The following is a 17,013-nucleotide window of genomic DNA, read 5'->3' on the forward strand; positions in this document are numbered from 1 at the left end:
CCTAAAATTGGCTCCCCAATAGCTCTTGTCGGACTTAAGTATTCAGAGCTTCAAGTCGCTGCACGAGTTCTCTCGTCCGTTGTAACAGCGAATTGATTCTTGCAACGCTGTCTTTGTCACCAAGGTCCTGGAGCCGATCGATTTCCTCCTGCACAGCAGCTCGTTCCCGCTCGTAGCGAAGCCTCTTCAGGGCTTGGCAGCACTCAGGAGCCGGCGCTGGAGCCGTTGGTTCATCAGCAACTTCTTTAACGATCGTGGCTTCCCCCTCGCCTAGCCGCTCGCATAACGTCTGGGGTAGGTCATTGGACGGCCACTCGTTCAGGGTGCGGGCTACCTTTAAAATTGGCGCAGAAGCCAGCCCATCGATATCGTCAGCGTCAAGTTCTGCAAGTGCCGATTGTGCACTCTCTGGTTCGTGCATAAGAGCCCAAATCAATCCTTTTTCTGCTGTTCGTAACTGCCCCTGACTGGGAAGTGTACGCTCACCTAGCGTCGGTCTGCGTTCGACCGCCGCTTTCCGAATTTCGGTTCGCACGACTTCTTGCATCACTCGAGCGCGGTGAGCCAACCGGTCCGCGAACTGGTCGCGCTGCGCGGTATCGGGAATGCGTGCTGCGACAGTCAGCATTTGGTTTAGGAAGGCCCTCCGCCCTTCGTCGCGGTGAATATCGTGCTCGGCTTCGCCCCGATCGAGCAAAAGTTCCAAATATTTCTTCGAGGTGCGCAGTTTTTCCTTATAGCTTGCACCCCCAGACGCCCTTATGAATGTATCGGGATCTTCGCCGGTTGGCAGCACTGTCACGTTGACCTGGAATCCCTCACCCAGCAGCATTTCACCTGAGCGCAGTGCCGCTGTTTGCCCAGCCGTATCCGAGTCGAAGCTCAAAATGACCTTGTCCGTCAAGCGTCCTAAAAGCTTGCACTGCTGCAATGTTAACGCAGTACCACACGTTGCAGCCACTGCTGTAATACCCGCCTGAAGTGGCTGGGCGAAATCAAAGTATCCCTCAACAAGTACCGCGTAGCCTTTTTTTTGTATTGCCGATTTAGTCAGATGGAGACCGTAGAGGGTTCGTCCTTTTGTGTAGATTGGAGTTTCCGGTGAATTTACGTACTTGGGCTGCTGTCCATTGTCCACTGCACGTCCGCCGAACGCGATGATCGCACCGCTGTCCCTGCAGATCGGAATCGTGAGGCGATTACGGAAGCGATCCACGCATGCTCCAGCGTTACGTTCGGCTACCAGTCCGCTGGTCAAGAGAAGCGGCATCGGAAAACCTTTTTGGTGAAGGTATTTCGTGAGACCCTCTCGGGTTGGTGGCGCATAGCCAAGTCCGAGCATCTCGATTGTCTGGTCGTTTAGTCCTCTATCGTGCAGTTGCTGGCGCGTTCTCGTTCCTGCCTGTCCTGCCAGGTGTTCCTGAAAATACCTCTCTGCGTGTTCGTGCACCTTCAGTAGCGACTCGCGTTCGGCAGCCGCCGCTGGATTACTTGGACCACCCTCGAGTTCTGGAATCGACACGCCAAAACGTTGTGCGAGTTGACGCACCGCGTCCTGGAAGCCAATCTTTTCCCTGAGCTCAAGGAATTTGAAGACATCACCTCCAACACCGCATCCGAAGCAGTGAAAAAAGCCCCGATCGCGATTTACGTTAAACGAAGGCGTCTTCTCGGAGTGAAACGGACACAGTCCCTTAAAGCTCGTTCCAGCTTTCTTGAGAGGAACGTGGTCTTGAATCACAGCAACGAGGTCAACCTGCGATTTGAGATCGTCGATGAAAGCCTGGGGAAATAGTCCCATTGTTAACTCTTATGCGGAGCTCCCCAGCGCGTTGAAAATACAATCAAACCCAAGGGCCCTAGGGGCACCTACGTCCATGGACGGAATAATTGCTGCGGCGTACAGAACCGGGCTCCGATGACTACAACGATAAGGTACCCGAAAGCGCAACCTACAATTCTAGCATTCCTACTGGCCTACCCTCAAGTGACTTTGTCGATGACAATACCGAGATCAACCGGAGTTACGTTTGGCGAAGGCTGCTTGGGCGCTGCACCTACGGAGAAGTCTCATTTTCTCGTCAGTGGAAGCGGCCAGTCTTCAGGCAAGGTGATTGATGGTACTAGCAATTGCCGCCGCGCCGAATCCATTATCGATGTTAACGACCGACACGCCGGTGGCGCAGCTATTCAGCATTCCCAATAGCGCGCTAATCCCATCGAAGGCGGCGCCGTAACCGACACTGGTAGGCACCGCAACTACGGGTACGTCGACAAGTCCACTCACAACACTTGGCAGTGCTCCTTCCATGCCCGCGACTACAATGATGACGCGAGCGGTGGAGAGTCGTTTCGATTCTGCGAGAACGCGATGTAGACCAGCGACCCCAACGTCGTAAAGGCGGTCGACCATGTTGCCCATGATCTCGGCTGTCACCACGGCCTCCTCGGCTACCGGTAGGTCGGATGTTCCAGCGGCAACGACCATGACGTTCCCGCGTCCCTGAGGTGCAGCCGGACCGTGTGAGATCATCCGGGCATCCTCGTGGAATACAGCGCTTGGCACAACACTGCGGACGGCATCAAAGGAGGCAGGTGATGCCCGCGTTATCAACAGGGTGTTTCCATTAGCAGTGATACGCTCTGCCACGGCCGCGATCTGCTTTGGCGTCTTGCCCAGACCGAATACCACTTCAGGGAAGCCTTGACGAATCTCGCGGTGATGGTCAATTCGCGCGAATCCAAGATCTTCGTACGGAGCTTGTCGTAAGTGGTCGAGCAGTTGCTCGTGTGCGTCGTTAACGTTGATGTCACCGCTATGAACTTGGGCGAGTAAGAACTTTAATTCAGACGGTGTCATGATTGAGTCTGAGCCTCGTTGACTTTGGTATATTTCAGCGAGTACGCTTCGGGATCGCCGCGTGGCAATTCAGTTGCCGGTATTTGATGAGCCATACATCGTGGAATGGCTTATCAGGCTTTAGTCTGCGGACAGGACTATCCCTGAGATTGAGTGGAAATTCAAGTGTTTGATAATGCGGTAGAAAAGACCCTAGCAGTTGGTGGAAAACGCCCTTCAGAGAATCGACAATGAGTAACACTGGCGAAACCTTAACTTTTGAGGCTGGCCTGCAGGATGTGATTGCTACCACCTCTGACATCTGTTTCATCGATGGGGAGCATGGGGTGTTGTCCTACCGGGGCTTCGACATTCATGACCTTGCTGCCCGGGCATCGTTCGAGGAGGTCTGCTTTCTGCTGTGGTTTGGCCGCCTGCCTACCCGGGATGAGCTCAGCACACTCCAGTCTCAGCTTGCAGAATGGCGACCACTTCCCGAGAATGTCGTGCGTCTTATGCGCTCATTGCCACCGGGGAACGGCATGGACGCGCTGCGTACACTGACATCAGCGCTAGCGCACAGTGATCCAGACGCTGCTAAGAATTCGCCGGAAGCGAACGTCCGGAAAGCTATCAGACTCACTGCACAACTGGCGACTCTTGTGGCCACCTATGGAAGGGTTGCGCAAGGTGGAACTCTGATCGACCCTGACCCTTCGCTAGGCCATGCCGAAAATTTCTTGTTTGTGCTGACCGGTGAACGGCCGGATGCGGTGGCGACTCGTGCTTTCGACGTGGCTCTGATTCTACACGCAGACCACGAGTTAAACGCCTCTACGTTCGCCGCGCGGGTTGCCGCGGCTACGCTAACCGATATCCATTCAGCTGTAGTGGCTGGAATCAGTGCCTTGAAAGGACCGTTGCATGGTGGTGCAAATGCCGACGTGATGCGGCTCTTGCTGGCGTTAGGTGACGATGCTGACCCTCCACAGATTGAGGGGGCGATCCTCGACAAGCTGGCTCGAAAAGAGAAAATCCCAGGCTTCGGCCATCGCGTATACCTGACCGAGGACCCTCGTGCGACACATTTGCGGCGGATGTCGGAGGAACTGGGTACTCGAAGTGGGCGGGAGCATTGGTACGAAATGTCTCGACAGATCGAGGTGCTTGTCGGTCACGAAAAGAACCTGAATCCGAACGTAGATTTTTATTCGGCATCCACCTACTACACTCTTGGTATCAAGGTTGATCTCTTCACTCCGGTATTTGCCGTTAGTCGTGTTGCTGGGTGGACGGCGCATATTCTAGAGCAGTATGCGAATAACCGGTTGATCCGCCCACGTGCTGACTACACCGGCGAACTGCACCCTAAAGCCTTCGTTGCAATCGATCAACGTTAGGATTACGTCATCCAACGGTCTCTCGGCTCTATCAGCTTTGGCCTATAATGGTCACCTATCAGATGGATCCCCGTTTCATTCGTAACTTCTCGATCGTTGCGCACATCGATCACGGAAAGTCGACGCTCGCTGATCGGATTCTCGAGGTCACGGGAGCCCTGCGTCCGCGCGAGATGGAAGACCAGGTGCTCGACTCGATGGACCTCGAACGTGAACGGGGCATCACAATCAAGGCCCAGGCTGTGAGGTTGCAGTACACCTCAGCCAGTGGTCAGGACTACGTGCTTAATCTTATTGATACGCCTGGACATGTTGATTTTTCGTACGAGGTAACCCGCTCGTTAAAAGCGTGCGAAGGTGCGTTGTTATTGGTCGATGCGTCGCAGGGCGTTGAGGCTCAAACGCTGGCGAACGCTTACCTCGCGGTGGAAAGCGACCTCGAAGTGATTCCAGTCATCAACAAGATCGATTTACCTGGAGCACAGGTCGAGGAGGCTAGGCGACAAATTCGCGATGTTGTTGGACTCGACGCGAGCGAAGCAATTCTGACTAGTGCGAAGGAGGGCACAGGCATCAAGGAAGTTCTTGAGGCCGTCATCGCGAGGGTGCCCCCGCCACGTGGCAGCCGCGATGCACCGCTAAAGGCGCTAATCTTTGATTCTTGGTATGACTCGTACCGTGGCGTGGTTGTCCTTGTCCGGATTCTCGCGGGCGAGTTACAAGAGCGGACGAAGGTGCGTTTAATGGCTTTGGGGGAGGATTATGAAGTTGAACAAGTGGGTGTGTTTTCGCCAAAGCCAGTTGTGACCGAGACTCTTGGTGCGGGGGAGGTTGGGTTCGTCATAGCTGGAATTAAGCATGCCAGCGATGCCAGGATTGGCGACACGCTCACTGAGGTGACGCGGCCCACCGAGACCCCGTTTCCTGGGTTCAAGGAAATGCGGCCTGTCGTGTTTGCTGGGTTGTATCCAGTCGAGGGTCATCAATATCCTGACCTGCGCGAAGCCTTGGAGAAGCTTCGACTTAACGACTCCTCGTTTTTCTTTGAACCGGAAACGTCGGCAGCACTCGGGTTTGGGTTTCGGTGCGGGTTCCTTGGATTACTCCACATGGAAATTGTCCAGGAGAGGCTCGAACGGGAATTTGACATGGACTTAGTAACAACGGCCCCGGGAGTACTGTATCGCGTGACGATGACCTCCGGAAACGTTAAGGAGATCGATAGTCCAGCAAAGCTTCCCGGGACCAGTGAAATTCAGCGGATCGAGGAACCAGTTATTACGGCGATGATTCTGACACCGGCCGAACATGTAGGTGCCACGCTGCGGCTTTGTCAAGAAAAGCGCGGAGTCCAGAAGAGACTGGAATATCTGTCCTCGAACCGTGTCCTTGTAACATATGAGTTACCTTTCAGTGAAGTGGTTTTAGATTTTTATGACCGATTAAAGACACTGTCACGAGGTTATGCCTCATTGGACTATCAGGTATCTGGATACTGGGAGTCACCGTTGGTTAAGCTCGATGTTCTAGTGAATGGCGAGCCAGTAGATGCGCTGTCGATGATCGTGCATCGTGATACGGCGTATGAGAGAGGAAAGGCTTTCGCCAACAAAATACGTGAGTTGATTCCACGTCAGATGTTTGAAGTGGCGATCCAGGCCGCGATCGGTGGACGCATTATCGCCCGAGAGTCGGTGAAAGCGTTACGTAAGAATGTCTTAGCGAAGTGTTACGGTGGGGACATTTCACGAAAGCGGAAGCTATTGGAGAAACAGCGCGAGGGCAAGAAACGGATGAAGCGGGTTGGCCGTGTTGAGATTCCTCAGGAGGCTTTCCTTGCGATCCTGAAAATGGATTCGAGTGCAAACTGATATGTCTGCGTTTCGCAAGTCGACACTTCGCGAGTACTTTGAGTCAATCGTTGTTGCCGTGATTCTAGCTTTGTTTATCCGCACCTTCGTTGTGCAAGCGTTCAAGATTCCCACCGGCTCGATGGAACAAAATCTGCTGATTGGCGATCATCTCTTGGTGAATAAGTTTGTGTTTTCACCCACAGCCACTGGTGCTGAGCGCAGCATACTCCCGGTCACCTCCATCAAGAGGGGTGACGTAATTGTCTTCAAGTATCCTGAGGATCCCGAGCGGGATTTCATCAAACGTGTAATTGGATTACCAGGCGACGTTGTGGAGGTCAGACATAAGCGAGTATATATTGATGGCCGTCCTCTAGATGAACCCTATGTGTATTATCTGCGACCACCGTCGGACGTGGCTTCACCCTTCGGCGTTGGCGACCTTCGAGAACAATATGGCCCGGTCACCGTTCCGCCGAGTGAGTATTTTGTAATGGGGGACAATCGAGACAACTCTCAAGACAGTCGGTATTGGGGCTTTCTGCCGCGTGGTTTGGTTAAGGGAAGAGCCCTCGTCATCTATTGGTCATATGAAAGTGAAGATGACGAAGGCTATGCAACTGGTGGCAGAACAGGAACCCGTCGGTTCTGGTCGGTCATCACGCGCTTTTTTACACACACTAGGTGGGAAAGGTTACTGCAGCCCATCCGATGAGGGTGCGCACCACCGGTTTTAGTGTTCGGCGCCCTACCAATCTTGGAGAACAGCGTTCATAAGTTCCGAGCGCTCAGACAGTGGAAACCGGTGCTGTCCTTGTACCAAAAATAGCCGTACCTACCCGGACCATTGTTGCACCTTCAGCGATAGCTGTTTCAAAGTCGTGGCTCATGCCCATTGAAAGCTCTTGTAGCATTGTTCGGTCTACGCCACTGGCAACTACCTCATCACGAAGTTCGCGAAGTTGCCGGAAGTAGGGACGGGTCTGTTCCGGATTCTCTTCAAAGGGTGGTAGTAGCATCAGTCCACGGACCCGAACCGCCTGGCAACCTGCAGCCACATCGAGAATCCGAGAAAGATTTGAAGGCGGCAGTCCGTGCTTCGTTGTCTCACCTGCGAGGTCCACCTGAATAAGCAAGCTCAGGTGAGTTTCTTGTTCGGTTGCTACTTGTTCGAGACGCTGGAGTAGTTCAATCCTATCGACTGAATGGATCCACGAAAACGGTTGGACGACCTTCCGTACTTTATTTGTCTGCAGATGTCCGATCAGATGCCATCGTAAATCGAGGTCGCTGCCCTCGTCGCATTTACGGAGCGCCTCTTGCACACGATTTTCACCAAACTCGGTTTGACCAGCGTGGGCGGCCATTCGGACCTGATCAATCCCAAAAGTTTTTGAAACCGCGATCAAGCGCACATCATCAGGGTTCCGTCCCGCCGCACGTGCTGCGACACCAACACGGTGGCGGATGTCGCGCAAGTTTCTGGCGATGGGATGATGGGAAGAAAGAGACGTGGGAGCATCAGGGTATTCATTACCCGCTGCCCACTCATGGCTAGACGCCATGGCTACTGCTGCAAGGTTTGGATCATCGCCCTAGCTTGGTCTGCGTACTGTCCGCTGGGGTCCAGTTCAATATACGATTCGAGCGCCGTCACGGCGTCCGCCATGTCGCCCGTATTGAGATGTGTCATGGCCAGCCAGTAGTGCGCTTCAGCGTGACTCGGGTCGAGGGAAATTGTCTCCTGGAATTGAGCTTTCGCCTCGACGACGTTCCCTGCATTCATGTAAATGACGCCTTGGTTGTAGATCGCGATCGGATCCGCTGCCGCACCTTCCGCGCTTCCGGACAACCGCGCGGCTTCGGCACTAGCTTCGGCAGCTTCATCAAAGCGGCGCTGACTATTGTAAATATTCGAGAGATTGATGTAGGCGTTCGCATAATCGGGCCTCAGTTCAATAACTCGTTTGAAGGCTGCTTCTGCCTCATCAGCATTTTCGAGTTCAAGGTGGGAAATACCTATGTTCTGATAACAGTTGTAGCAGGAATCCAGAATTTCAATCGCGAGGAGGAACTGGGTGATTGCTTCCTGATGGTTGCCTGCCTGCATTGCGTCAGAGCCTAACCCGAAGGACGATTCAAATTCCTCGCGGTTCTCAATTATTGCCAGGTCTTCCTCGGAAAGTGCAGCGCTCGCTGCTGCAGCGGCTGCACCAATGTTAAGGTCGACTGTCAAGTTCTGACCTTCTCGGATCGTGAACACGGCGGCTGCACTTCCCACGCCCTCTTTTTCAGCCGTTACTTCGTAGCTGTTCGCTCTGAGACCCATGATGCGATAGGTCCCGTCGTCGTTCGTCTCGGCGTCTAAGACCATGCGTGGCACACCTTGGGTAATAGCTGTGACTGTGGCCCCTGCAATCCCAACTCCTTGGCTGTCTGTGACGCGGCCAACCAGTATTCCTGACGACTGGCCGAAGGCAGGGACTACCATGAAAGCCACAGCTGAAGCGGCGAGAATCACTTGGAATCGCAATAAACTCGATTTACAGAACATTTGGGCACTCCTCCATCGACGGTATCACTGACAACCGCTCTCTAGTCTACATCGAACCTGCACGCTAATAGTGTCGCTAACCACACCTTGTCGCGTCAAGCCACTGGTCCTATGAATCGACCGACCTCTTCAACATCATGGGTTACGGGTGCGGGCGGAAGTGAGGCGAGAAACCGTTGTCCATAACCCTTGGTTCTGACCCGAGGGTCAAGAATTGCCAGCACGCCTCTGTCCGACCGATGTCGAATTAGCCGTCCAAGACCCTGCTGGAGCGCCAGGATCGCTAGTGGCACTTGATAGTTAGTGAATGGGTCTTCACCACGCACGACGAGTGCCTCCATGCGCGCCGCTGTGATCGGATCCCCCGGGGACACGAAGGGTAATTTATCAACGATGACACAGCTGAGCGACTCGCCAACGACGTCTACGCCCTGCCAGAAACTGGATGTGCCAAGCAGGACAGCGTTTGCGGTCTGACGAAAGCGTCTCAGTAATGTTGACCGCGGAGCTGATCCCTGCACGAACAACGGAAAATCCAGTCCGGCTTCGGTGATGATGTCCCGAACGCCGTATAGATTAGCGTAGCTCGTAAACAGCACGAGTGCTCGTCCCTCCGTGCGTTTGATAATTTCGGTAATCTCGACGGCTGCAGCCTTGGTAAATCCAGATGTACGCGGGTCGGGCATCCGGCGGGGGAGGTACAGGATAGCCTGATGCCCGAAGTCGAACTCCGAGGGCAACCGTAACTCGTAGGCTGGACCCACGCCTAGTCTCGTCCGAATGTAATCGAAGTTACTGTCCACCGCCAACGTTGCGGAAGTCAGGATTTTGCCGTCCAACCGTTCCCAAATCGAGTCTCGGACCATGGTCGAAACATCGATTGGTGAGGCTCGAAGAAACACACCCCGATTCCTGATTTCTAGGAAAAATACGTGGGTTGGATCACTAGCTTGAAGCGTGAATCGCAGTTCATGGTCGACCTCATGGACGCGATGCTCGAGTGCACGAAAGTCTTCCGGTAGATCTGTCAAGAGCCCAAGTTCAGATTCCAGTGAGGATAAAGCGTCGAGGAGTGCGCGACCTAGATCCGCGAAAGGTTCGAACGTAGCAGCATCAATTCGTGAACGAACTCCTGCCGGTTCACTCTTTGAGCCGCGCACGGCAGTGAAAAATGCGTCCGCACCGTCTCGAACCTGTCCTAACGCGGCACGAACTGTGTCGGCGGGGACAGGATCTAATGGTAGACCGGCTTCCATGAGACGGAAGCCATCCTTAATCAAATCTTCAACACGAAACGTACTCACCGAAATGCCAAAATATTGTGTGGCGACATCCTCAAGTTGATGTGCTTCGTCAACGACGGCAAATGAGTAATCGGGAATAACCTCACCGTATCCACTTTGCCGAACGGCGGCATCAGCGCAGAGCAAATGGTGGTTGACAATCACTATGTCTGATTCGATAGCACGCTGGCGCATCTGCGTGACAAAGCAGTCGTTGTATTCTGGGCATTCGGTGCCGAGACAGTTCTCTTGTGTTGCTGAGACTTCACTCCAGAGCGGAAGGTCATCTGGAAGATCCTCGAGCTCCGCTCGATCACCGATCTCAGTTTGTTGAGCCCATTCTTTCAACGTTGTGAGATATGCATGATCGGTGGTGGGCCGGGGCATGGGACTGTCACATGCAGCTTCAAAGCGATGCAGACACAGGTAATTGTTGCGCCCTTTCATATAGGTCGCCTTGAAGGGGATATTCAATGCTTCATGTAGAAGGGGAAGATCTTTAAAGTAGAGCTGTTCTTGGAGGTTCTTTGTACCGGTCGACACCAAGACACGGCGTCCACTCAGAAGGGCCGGGATGAGATAAGCCAGCGTTTTACCCGTACCTGTACCTGCTTCGGCAAGTAAAGCACCGCCGCTCTCGAATATATCCGCAACAGCTACCGCCATATTGCGTTGGCCGCTCCGGACTTCGAAAGCGTCAATGGTGCTAGCGAGAGCACCGTCAGGATCGAACGCTTTTAGAACGCGTTCTCCTAGGGTTAAGCGTTCGGGTGAAGGGGGAACTCCCGACACAACTTTTGCACCTCAGCACGTACTGTCCCAGTGACTGATGTGTCACCCGGCCTAGCCAGCACGCGGCCAATCAACTCTCCGATCGTGTTCATTTCTGATTCACCCATTCCTCGAGTGGTTACAGCCGAGGTTCCGATGCGGATACCACTAGCAACGAAAGGTGGCTTCTTATCGAATGGAATGGCGTTCTTGTTGACCGTTATTCCTGCCACTTCCAAGGCTTCTTCCGCCTGCCGACCTGTAAGGCCACGCGCTAGTACGTCGACGAGGATGAGGTGGGTGTCTGTGCCGTCGCTAACAAGCCTGAAGCCGTGTCGAATTAGTGCTTCAGTTAAATGCTTTGCGTTTGTGATGACCTGGCGTTGATAGGCCACGAATGAAGGCTCGCTTGCTTCCCTCATGCAGACGGCCTTACCTGCGATGACGTGCATCAATGGCCCACCCTGAACGCCTGGGAAAACGGCCCTGTCGATCTCTTTCGCGAGGGACTTTCGGCAGAGGATTACGCCGCCGCGAGGACCCCGCAGCGTCTTGTGCGTGGTCATAGTTACCACGTCAGCGTGAGGCACCGGCGACGGATGTAGCCCAGCTGCTACGAGACCAGCGATGTGGGCCATATCCACGATGACTCGTGCGTCTATGGCAGCGCCAATCGCCGCGATATGTCCGAAGTCGATCTCTCTCGGATAAGCGCTAGCCCCGGCAATGATAACCTTCGGGCGATGTTGGCTAGCAAGGTCTGCCATGGCATCGTAATCGATCCGTTCGTTATCGCTCCGGACTCCATAGGAAATAAAGTTGTAAAGCTTGCCAGAAAAACTTAGTGGGTGGCCGTGTGTTAGGTGCCCGCCGTGGGCCAGGTTCATGCCCAGAACCGTATCGCCAGGTTTGAGCAGGGTGAAATAGGCGGCCATATTGGCCTGTGCCCCGGAGTGTGGCTGGACATTTGCGTGCTCCGCACCGAAAAGTTTCCTTGTTCTGGTGATCGCTAGGGACTCGATCTCATCGTAAAACTCGCAGCCACCGTAATAACGCCGGCCTGGATATCCCTCAGCATACTTATTGGTCAGAATGGAACCCGTTACCTCCATTACCGCCCTACTGACGAAGTTTTCTGAGGCGATTAATTCCAGACCTTCGTTCTGGCGACGGCGTTCTCGTGACAAAGTTTCCGCGATAGCCGGATCGACGGAGACCAGTGTACGGAGGCGAGAAGTTTGGTCGACCATGGTTTAGAGTCGACGGCAGACAGCGCGTGAAGCGGTGTCAGACGTCGCGCCGACGCTCGAGTTCAGCAATCTTGGCAATGCGTCGTTCGTGCCGACCCCCCAAAAACGATGTATTGAGAAAGACTTGTACGATCTTGAGAGCTATTGGGGTCGTTGTGACCATTGCCCCTAGCGCAAGGACATTCACGTCGTTATGTTCCCGACTCAGTTGCGCCGATTTAATATCGAGTACGTTAGCAGCCCGCACACCAGCGATCTTATTCGCGGCCATCGCCATACCGACACCGCTTCCGCAAATGAGTATTCCTCGGTCGTGGGTTCCCGTCGCGACAGCCTTTGATACCGGCCAGGCAAAATCTGGGTAGTCGACCGCTTTATCTGATTTAGTACCGAAATCTGTCACTGTGAACCGCAGTTCTGCCAGTACCCGCTTGACTTCGTTTTTCAACGACACGCCAGCATGATCCGCACCGAGCGCAATCTTCACAACAGGATTGTACTATAAGCGTTGGCAGACGCTGGATAGGACTATCTTTCGAGCTCTGGCAGTTTGTATTACCTGAAAGCACGTGAACTGTTGTTATCAGCAAGCTAGGGGCAGTTCGCGATCATGCGATTGGGCGCGACCTTTCGGAATCCGCTGGGTAGCGTAAAAAGGCTGCGTGGTATAGTGCCGCTCAGGTTAAGCACAAGCTGTGTCGTGAACCCGGGTTGTCCTGGTGGAAGCTTGCAAACTAACGTTGTTCCGCGATGGGGACGATCTGAATTATTGTGCTGTAGTGACTCGGTTGTCCCTCTGGCGACGAGTTCGGGTAACCGGCCGCGCCGTTCCAGGTGTAGTCCTTGATCGTTACGCTCGGCGGAAACGCCATTGTGTCTCGATTAAATTGTCCTAGTTCGAACATGTGGACCGGCGGTTCCCTAAATACTCGATCACCACGCCTATCTAGAACCGCCGAATAGTAGTCGACCATGTTCTGGAAACTGGCGTTTGTGCCGAATAGGTAATACCGCTGGCCGCGACGCGCGTCGTAGGACACCAGATATTGAGCATTTGGATAGACCGGCACTCCCAGCGTATCTTCACTTGGCGCCTCTAGGGTTGTTTGAGATGGCCGGTGCTCGACTTCAGCGGACCGGGAGAGCGGCGACTTGACTTTGTGAAGGGGTTCAGTCGGATTATGGGATGACTTTGGCCCAGGCTGCGCAATTACTGATGTAGCAATACTCACCAACAGAAAAAACAGAATGATTCCAGTAAATGGTGAGATCGGTCGCAACATCCTCTTACTATTATCGAGATGTCGAGACGTAGGTGCAAGGAGAGAGGACCAGACAACCTGTGAGACACGACCGAATTCGTGAATACGAAGCCTTTTGTGAACGCCATAGTGACTGGGCGATCACCATGGTGGAAGCGCTCGTAAGAAGGGAATCACCGACGACGGATAAGGTGGCTGTGGACCGGTGTGGGGTTGCTCTAGCTGAGTACCTAAATGATATCGGGGCCCATGTCACGGTACTTCCTCAGGACAGCGCGGGAGACCATCTATTTGCTGAACTCGGCGATGGTCCGACCCAGGTCCTCTTACTCGGACATTTCGATACGGTGTGGCCGCTGGGGCAATTGGAACGCATGCCGTTGCAGCGGAAGGGGCATCGATTGTTTGGTCCGGGTACCTTCGACATGAAAGGTGGAATTGCTATCGGCGTGTTAGCGGCACGGGCTGTGCTTGAAGTTGGGATGACCCAGGCCGCGCGTGTTGCGATGCTGTGGACTTCTGACGAGGAGACAGGAAGCGCGACTTCGCAGCAGGTGATTCTGCAACAGGGAGAGCGCAGCAAAGCAGTGCTTGTTCTTGAGCCCTCAGGACCAAGCGGAGCCGTTAAAACAAGTCGCAAGGGCTGCGGGCAGTTTGAGTTGACTGTGACTGGAGTTTCGGCGCATGCAGGCATCGAACCTGACCGGGGTGCCAGCGCAGTGCACGAGCTCGCACGACAAATCGTCTCTCTGGAATCGCTACAGGATGTTGAGTCTGGCGTAACAATCAATGTCGGTCGGGTATACGGAGGAACACGTCCAAATGTTGTTGCCGACAAAGCGCAAGCTATGGTCGATGTCCGGGTCCGTACCGTGGCTGACGCTGACAGGATTGAGCGAGCATTCGCTGGTCTCACGACTGACGACCCACGCACTCAACTACAGGTGAACGGAGAGTTCCGACCGCCGTTAGAGCGCAATGCGGCAGTGCGCCGATTGTATGAAGTTGCGAAACAGGTAGCATCCGACCTTGGTCGAGACTTGACGGAGTTTAGTACCGGTGGTGGGTCGGACGGTAACCTAACCTCGGCGCGGGGTATACCTACATTGGATGGATTAGGTGCTGTTGGAGAGGGAGCCCATGCACTGCACGAGCAGATTGACATTTCAGCCTTGCCGTGGCGGGCCGCAATGCTCGCCGGTGTGATCGCCCGTGTGGTCGAGGAATAAATGATGATGGCTCTGCCAAGAACTCATTTCCAAGGTTTACTTCATCCCGAGTGGCCTCGGTTATGAGCTTCTTTCGTGCCGTTATTCGCGGTCACACGCCTGACGCCAATAATCTAGTAGGTCAGAAAGGGTTTGGTTGAGAGGAATTTGTGGAGTCCAATCGAGCTCAGAGCGAATCCGTTTTGAGTCGCCCAAGAGTATCGGAGTGTCGTTGGGACGGAACTTGGAGGGATCCACTTGGACCGTTACCTTTACCTGAGCGAGAGCGACAATGTTATCCAGTACCTCTCTTATCGAATAGCCGTGGCCTGAACAGACGTTGTAGATTCTTCCTGAAACACCGTGATTGGCAAGCATTCTATAGGCGCGGACGACGTCACGTACGTCTGTCAGGTCTCGGACGGCGTCGAGATTGCCAGTGTGAATAATCGGTTCTACTTGGCCTTTTTCGATTCTTGCAATCCGCCGCGCAAAGCCGGAAGCAGCAAAGGACGGTGATTGGCGAGGTCCATGATGATTAAACGAGCGAGTTAGGATAGTCGCGTAACTGCCTTCCTCAGCAAGCCTAATGCTCAGTTGCTCTTGAGCGAGCTTACTCACGGCATAAGGGCTGGACGGCCCCAATGGGGCTTCCTCAGAGAGGGCTAAGCTGGACGGTCGGTAGACGAGTGCTGAACCAGGAATTACGATTCTTGTTTTAAGTTGTGAGCGCCGGACAGCTTCGAGTAGGAAATGGGTTCCTCGAACGTTTGTGGCAAGGGTGTTTGCGGTCTGTTCCCAGGATGACCCGACATGAGCAGCCCCCGCACAGTGAAAAATGACATCCGGCTGACTTTCCTCAACCGTTTTACTAACCGCCCTAGCGTTAAGTAAGTCGACTGGCAGCCACCGGACTAGGCTGGATTGGGCGCGTTGTCTATTCGGTTCGGTTCCTGGTCTGTGCCAACCGTCAACTGGAAGGCCCTCGTTGCCCAGTAAGTCAACAAGATGGCTTCCAACGAAACCTGCTGCACCAGTGACCAGTGCCCGAGGTCGGTTGTCCTCAGCTTTAATGGCTGTACTACTCCTGATAGTAGGTTCTGAATACGGGAATGTTTTCCTTAACTGGTCGCCACCATGACTCGTTTTCCTGATACCACATCACGGTATCGGTTAGTCCCTGAACGAAGTTGACCATTGGCTGCCATCCGAGCTTCCGCAACTTCATGGTGTCAAGGCAGTACCGGTGGTCATGACCAGGACGGTCATCGACACGCTGAATCAGCGAATCCGGCTTGTTTAGCAGTCGAAGGAGTTCTCGGGTCAATTCGATATTAGTAATTTCGTGACCACCACCAACGTTGTAAACCTCGCCAGGTTCGCCATCCGCTATTAGAAGGTCGAGTGCGCGACAATGGTCATCAACATGCAGCCAGTCGCGAACGTTTAGGCCGTCGCCGTAGAGTGGTACGGTGCGGTCATCGATGGCGTTTGTGATGAATAAAGGTATTACCTTTTCTGGAAACTGGTTCGGGCCATAGTTATTTGACGCGCGCGCGATGACGATTGGTGTGTTGTGCGTTGCCCAGAAGCTATAAGCGAGACGGTCGGCACCAGCCTTGCTGGCTGAGTACGGATTGCTTGGTCGAATCTCATCGGTTTCTCGGCTGGCGCCCTCCGAGACACTACCGTAGACCTCGTCAGTCGACACTTGGATAAAACGTCGAAGTTTCTCAGCGTTACGGGCGGCTTCCAGTAAAACAAAGGTTCCGTAGACGTCAGTCATAATGAAGTCGCTAGCGTTCACAATTGACCGGTCAACATGGGTCTCTGCGGCAAGGTGCAGAACAATCTCGGCTTGCTCGACCAGCGGCTTCACGATTATCGGGTCTGTAACGTCACCCTGGATGAAGGTGTGTCGGGGATTGTCCTTGACCGACTGAAGATTCTCGAGCCGACCTGCATAGGTCAGCTTATCGAGTGTAGTGATCCGCCAATCAGGGTGAGCATCTAGCGCGAACTTGACGAAGTTACTGCCGATGAAACCTGCGCCACCCGTGACGAGAACCTCAACCATCGACTCTTGACCAGTCGTAGGGAAGCTTACCGTGGGGGTCTAACCGGTATTCATCGGGTTCCGAGTACTGATAGGCCTCGTTCGCAATATTGGCAACCAGTGAAGGTTCCGTTCCGATGCATTTCCATCCGTGATAGACGAGCGCTGGTACCTGCACTAGCATCGGATTCTTTGAGCCAATGAAGAATTCGTTCACTGTCCCTTCGGTTGCTGAGCCGGACCGAGTATCGATTAGGACGAGTTTCACCATGCCTGAGATACAGGCAAAACTATCGATCTGCTTTTTGTGATAGTGCCAAGCTTTGACGACGCCTGGGTAGGTTGCTGACACGTACACTTGGCCAAACTTTGTGAAGAGTTCTGTATCGTCGGATCGCAGGATTTCCATCAACCAACCTCGCTCATCAGCGATGAGACGCAATGATTTGGTCTTGACTCCCTCGATTCTTGTGACTGTTCCAGTTGCAGTGTAGGCTTCGGGATCTTTCGTCATAGGGTCATGATCCTCCGTTGGCG

The 17,013-nt window shown here is 53.9% G+C and carries 15 protein-coding genes; 4 read left to right on the plus strand and 11 right to left on the minus strand.

Going from position 1 to position 17,013, the window contains the following annotated elements; translation table 11 throughout:
- Positions 1 to 34: 34 nt before the first annotated feature.
- Together dnaG and larB are read right to left on the minus strand one after the other, a co-directional pair.
- On the minus strand, positions 35 to 1,801 hold the full coding sequence (gene dnaG, locus QGH09_00600; protein ID HJO16687.1) for a DNA primase: 1,767 nt from the start codon (positions 1,799 to 1,801) through the stop codon (positions 35 to 37).
- Positions 1,802 to 2,101: 300 nt separating this feature from the next.
- Positions 2,102 to 2,860, minus strand: a complete 759-nt coding sequence (larB, locus tag QGH09_00605) for a nickel pincer cofactor biosynthesis protein LarB (GenBank protein HJO16688.1) — start codon at positions 2,858 to 2,860, stop codon at positions 2,102 to 2,104.
- Positions 2,861 to 3,090: 230 nt separating this feature from the next.
- Here larB and QGH09_00610 point away from each other — a divergent pair, with 230 nt between their 5' ends.
- The 3 genes from QGH09_00610 (at position 3,091) to lepB (ending at position 6,807) form a co-directional block, all read left to right on the plus strand.
- A complete protein-coding gene (locus QGH09_00610; protein ID HJO16689.1) occupies positions 3,091 to 4,239 on the plus strand; it encodes a citrate synthase in 1,149 nt (382 codons plus the stop codon).
- Positions 4,240 to 4,301: 62 nt separating this feature from the next.
- A complete protein-coding gene (gene lepA, locus QGH09_00615) occupies positions 4,302 to 6,110 on the plus strand; it encodes a translation elongation factor 4 (protein ID HJO16690.1) in 1,809 nt (602 codons plus the stop codon).
- Between the two features lies 1 nt (position 6,111).
- On the plus strand, positions 6,112 to 6,807 hold the full coding sequence (gene lepB / locus QGH09_00620; GenBank protein HJO16691.1) for a signal peptidase I: 696 nt from the start codon (positions 6,112 to 6,114) through the stop codon (positions 6,805 to 6,807).
- A gap of 73 nt (positions 6,808 to 6,880) precedes the next feature.
- On the opposite strand, the gene QGH09_00625 is transcribed toward lepB, so the two are convergent.
- The 6 genes from QGH09_00625 to QGH09_00650 all read right to left on the minus strand — a co-directional run bounded on the left by QGH09_00625 (position 6,881) and on the right by QGH09_00650 (position 13,233).
- Positions 6,881 to 7,657, minus strand: a complete 777-nt coding sequence (locus QGH09_00625) for a YggS family pyridoxal phosphate-dependent enzyme (GenBank protein ID HJO16692.1) — start codon at positions 7,655 to 7,657, stop codon at positions 6,881 to 6,883.
- Between the two features lie 2 nt (positions 7,658 to 7,659).
- Positions 7,660 to 8,646: a tetratricopeptide repeat protein gene (locus QGH09_00630; protein ID HJO16693.1), complete on the minus strand. Its 987-nt coding sequence runs from the start codon at positions 8,644 to 8,646 to the stop codon at positions 7,660 to 7,662.
- A gap of 95 nt (positions 8,647 to 8,741) precedes the next feature.
- Entirely contained in the window at positions 8,742 to 10,721 is a 1,980-nt protein-coding gene (locus QGH09_00635; protein ID HJO16694.1) for an ATP-dependent DNA helicase, read from the minus strand.
- A complete protein-coding gene (glyA, locus tag QGH09_00640) occupies positions 10,688 to 11,950 on the minus strand; it encodes a serine hydroxymethyltransferase (GenBank protein HJO16695.1) in 1,263 nt (420 codons plus the stop codon). Before glyA ends, QGH09_00635 begins: the two co-directional genes overlap by 34 nt.
- Positions 11,951 to 11,987: 37 nt before the next feature.
- A complete protein-coding gene (gene rpiB, locus QGH09_00645) occupies positions 11,988 to 12,437 on the minus strand; it encodes a ribose 5-phosphate isomerase B (protein HJO16696.1) in 450 nt (149 codons plus the stop codon).
- Between the two features lie 247 nt (positions 12,438 to 12,684).
- Positions 12,685 to 13,233 (minus strand): hypothetical protein, encoded by a 549-nt coding sequence (locus tag QGH09_00650; protein HJO16697.1) that lies wholly within the window; start codon positions 13,231 to 13,233, stop codon positions 12,685 to 12,687.
- Between the two features lie 59 nt (positions 13,234 to 13,292).
- On the opposite strand from QGH09_00650, the gene QGH09_00655 reads away from it, so the two are divergent.
- On the plus strand, positions 13,293 to 14,441 hold the full coding sequence (locus QGH09_00655) for a M20 family metallopeptidase (protein ID HJO16698.1): 1,149 nt from the start codon (positions 13,293 to 13,295) through the stop codon (positions 14,439 to 14,441).
- A gap of 81 nt (positions 14,442 to 14,522) precedes the next feature.
- On the opposite strand, the gene QGH09_00660 is transcribed toward QGH09_00655, so the two are convergent.
- Genes QGH09_00660 through QGH09_00670 form a run of 3 tightly spaced genes read right to left on the minus strand, consistent with a single transcriptional unit; the run spans position 14,523 to position 16,990 of the window.
- Positions 14,523 to 15,575: a GDP-mannose 4,6-dehydratase gene (locus QGH09_00660; protein ID HJO16699.1), complete on the minus strand. Its 1,053-nt coding sequence runs from the start codon at positions 15,573 to 15,575 to the stop codon at positions 14,523 to 14,525.
- Complete coding sequence (rfbB, locus tag QGH09_00665) at positions 15,502 to 16,497, minus strand: dTDP-glucose 4,6-dehydratase (GenBank protein HJO16700.1); 996 nt, start codon at positions 16,495 to 16,497, stop codon at positions 15,502 to 15,504. Before rfbB ends, QGH09_00660 begins: the two co-directional genes overlap by 74 nt.
- Positions 16,490 to 16,990, minus strand: a complete 501-nt coding sequence (locus QGH09_00670) for a dTDP-4-dehydrorhamnose 3,5-epimerase family protein (GenBank protein HJO16701.1) — start codon at positions 16,988 to 16,990, stop codon at positions 16,490 to 16,492. Before QGH09_00670 ends, rfbB begins: the two co-directional genes overlap by 8 nt.
- Positions 16,991 to 17,013 lie beyond the last annotated feature (23 nt).

It is taken from the genome of Vicinamibacterales bacterium (assembly GCA_036012125.1).
Classification (GTDB): domain Bacteria; phylum Acidobacteriota; class Vicinamibacteria; order Vicinamibacterales; family UBA823; genus UBA11600.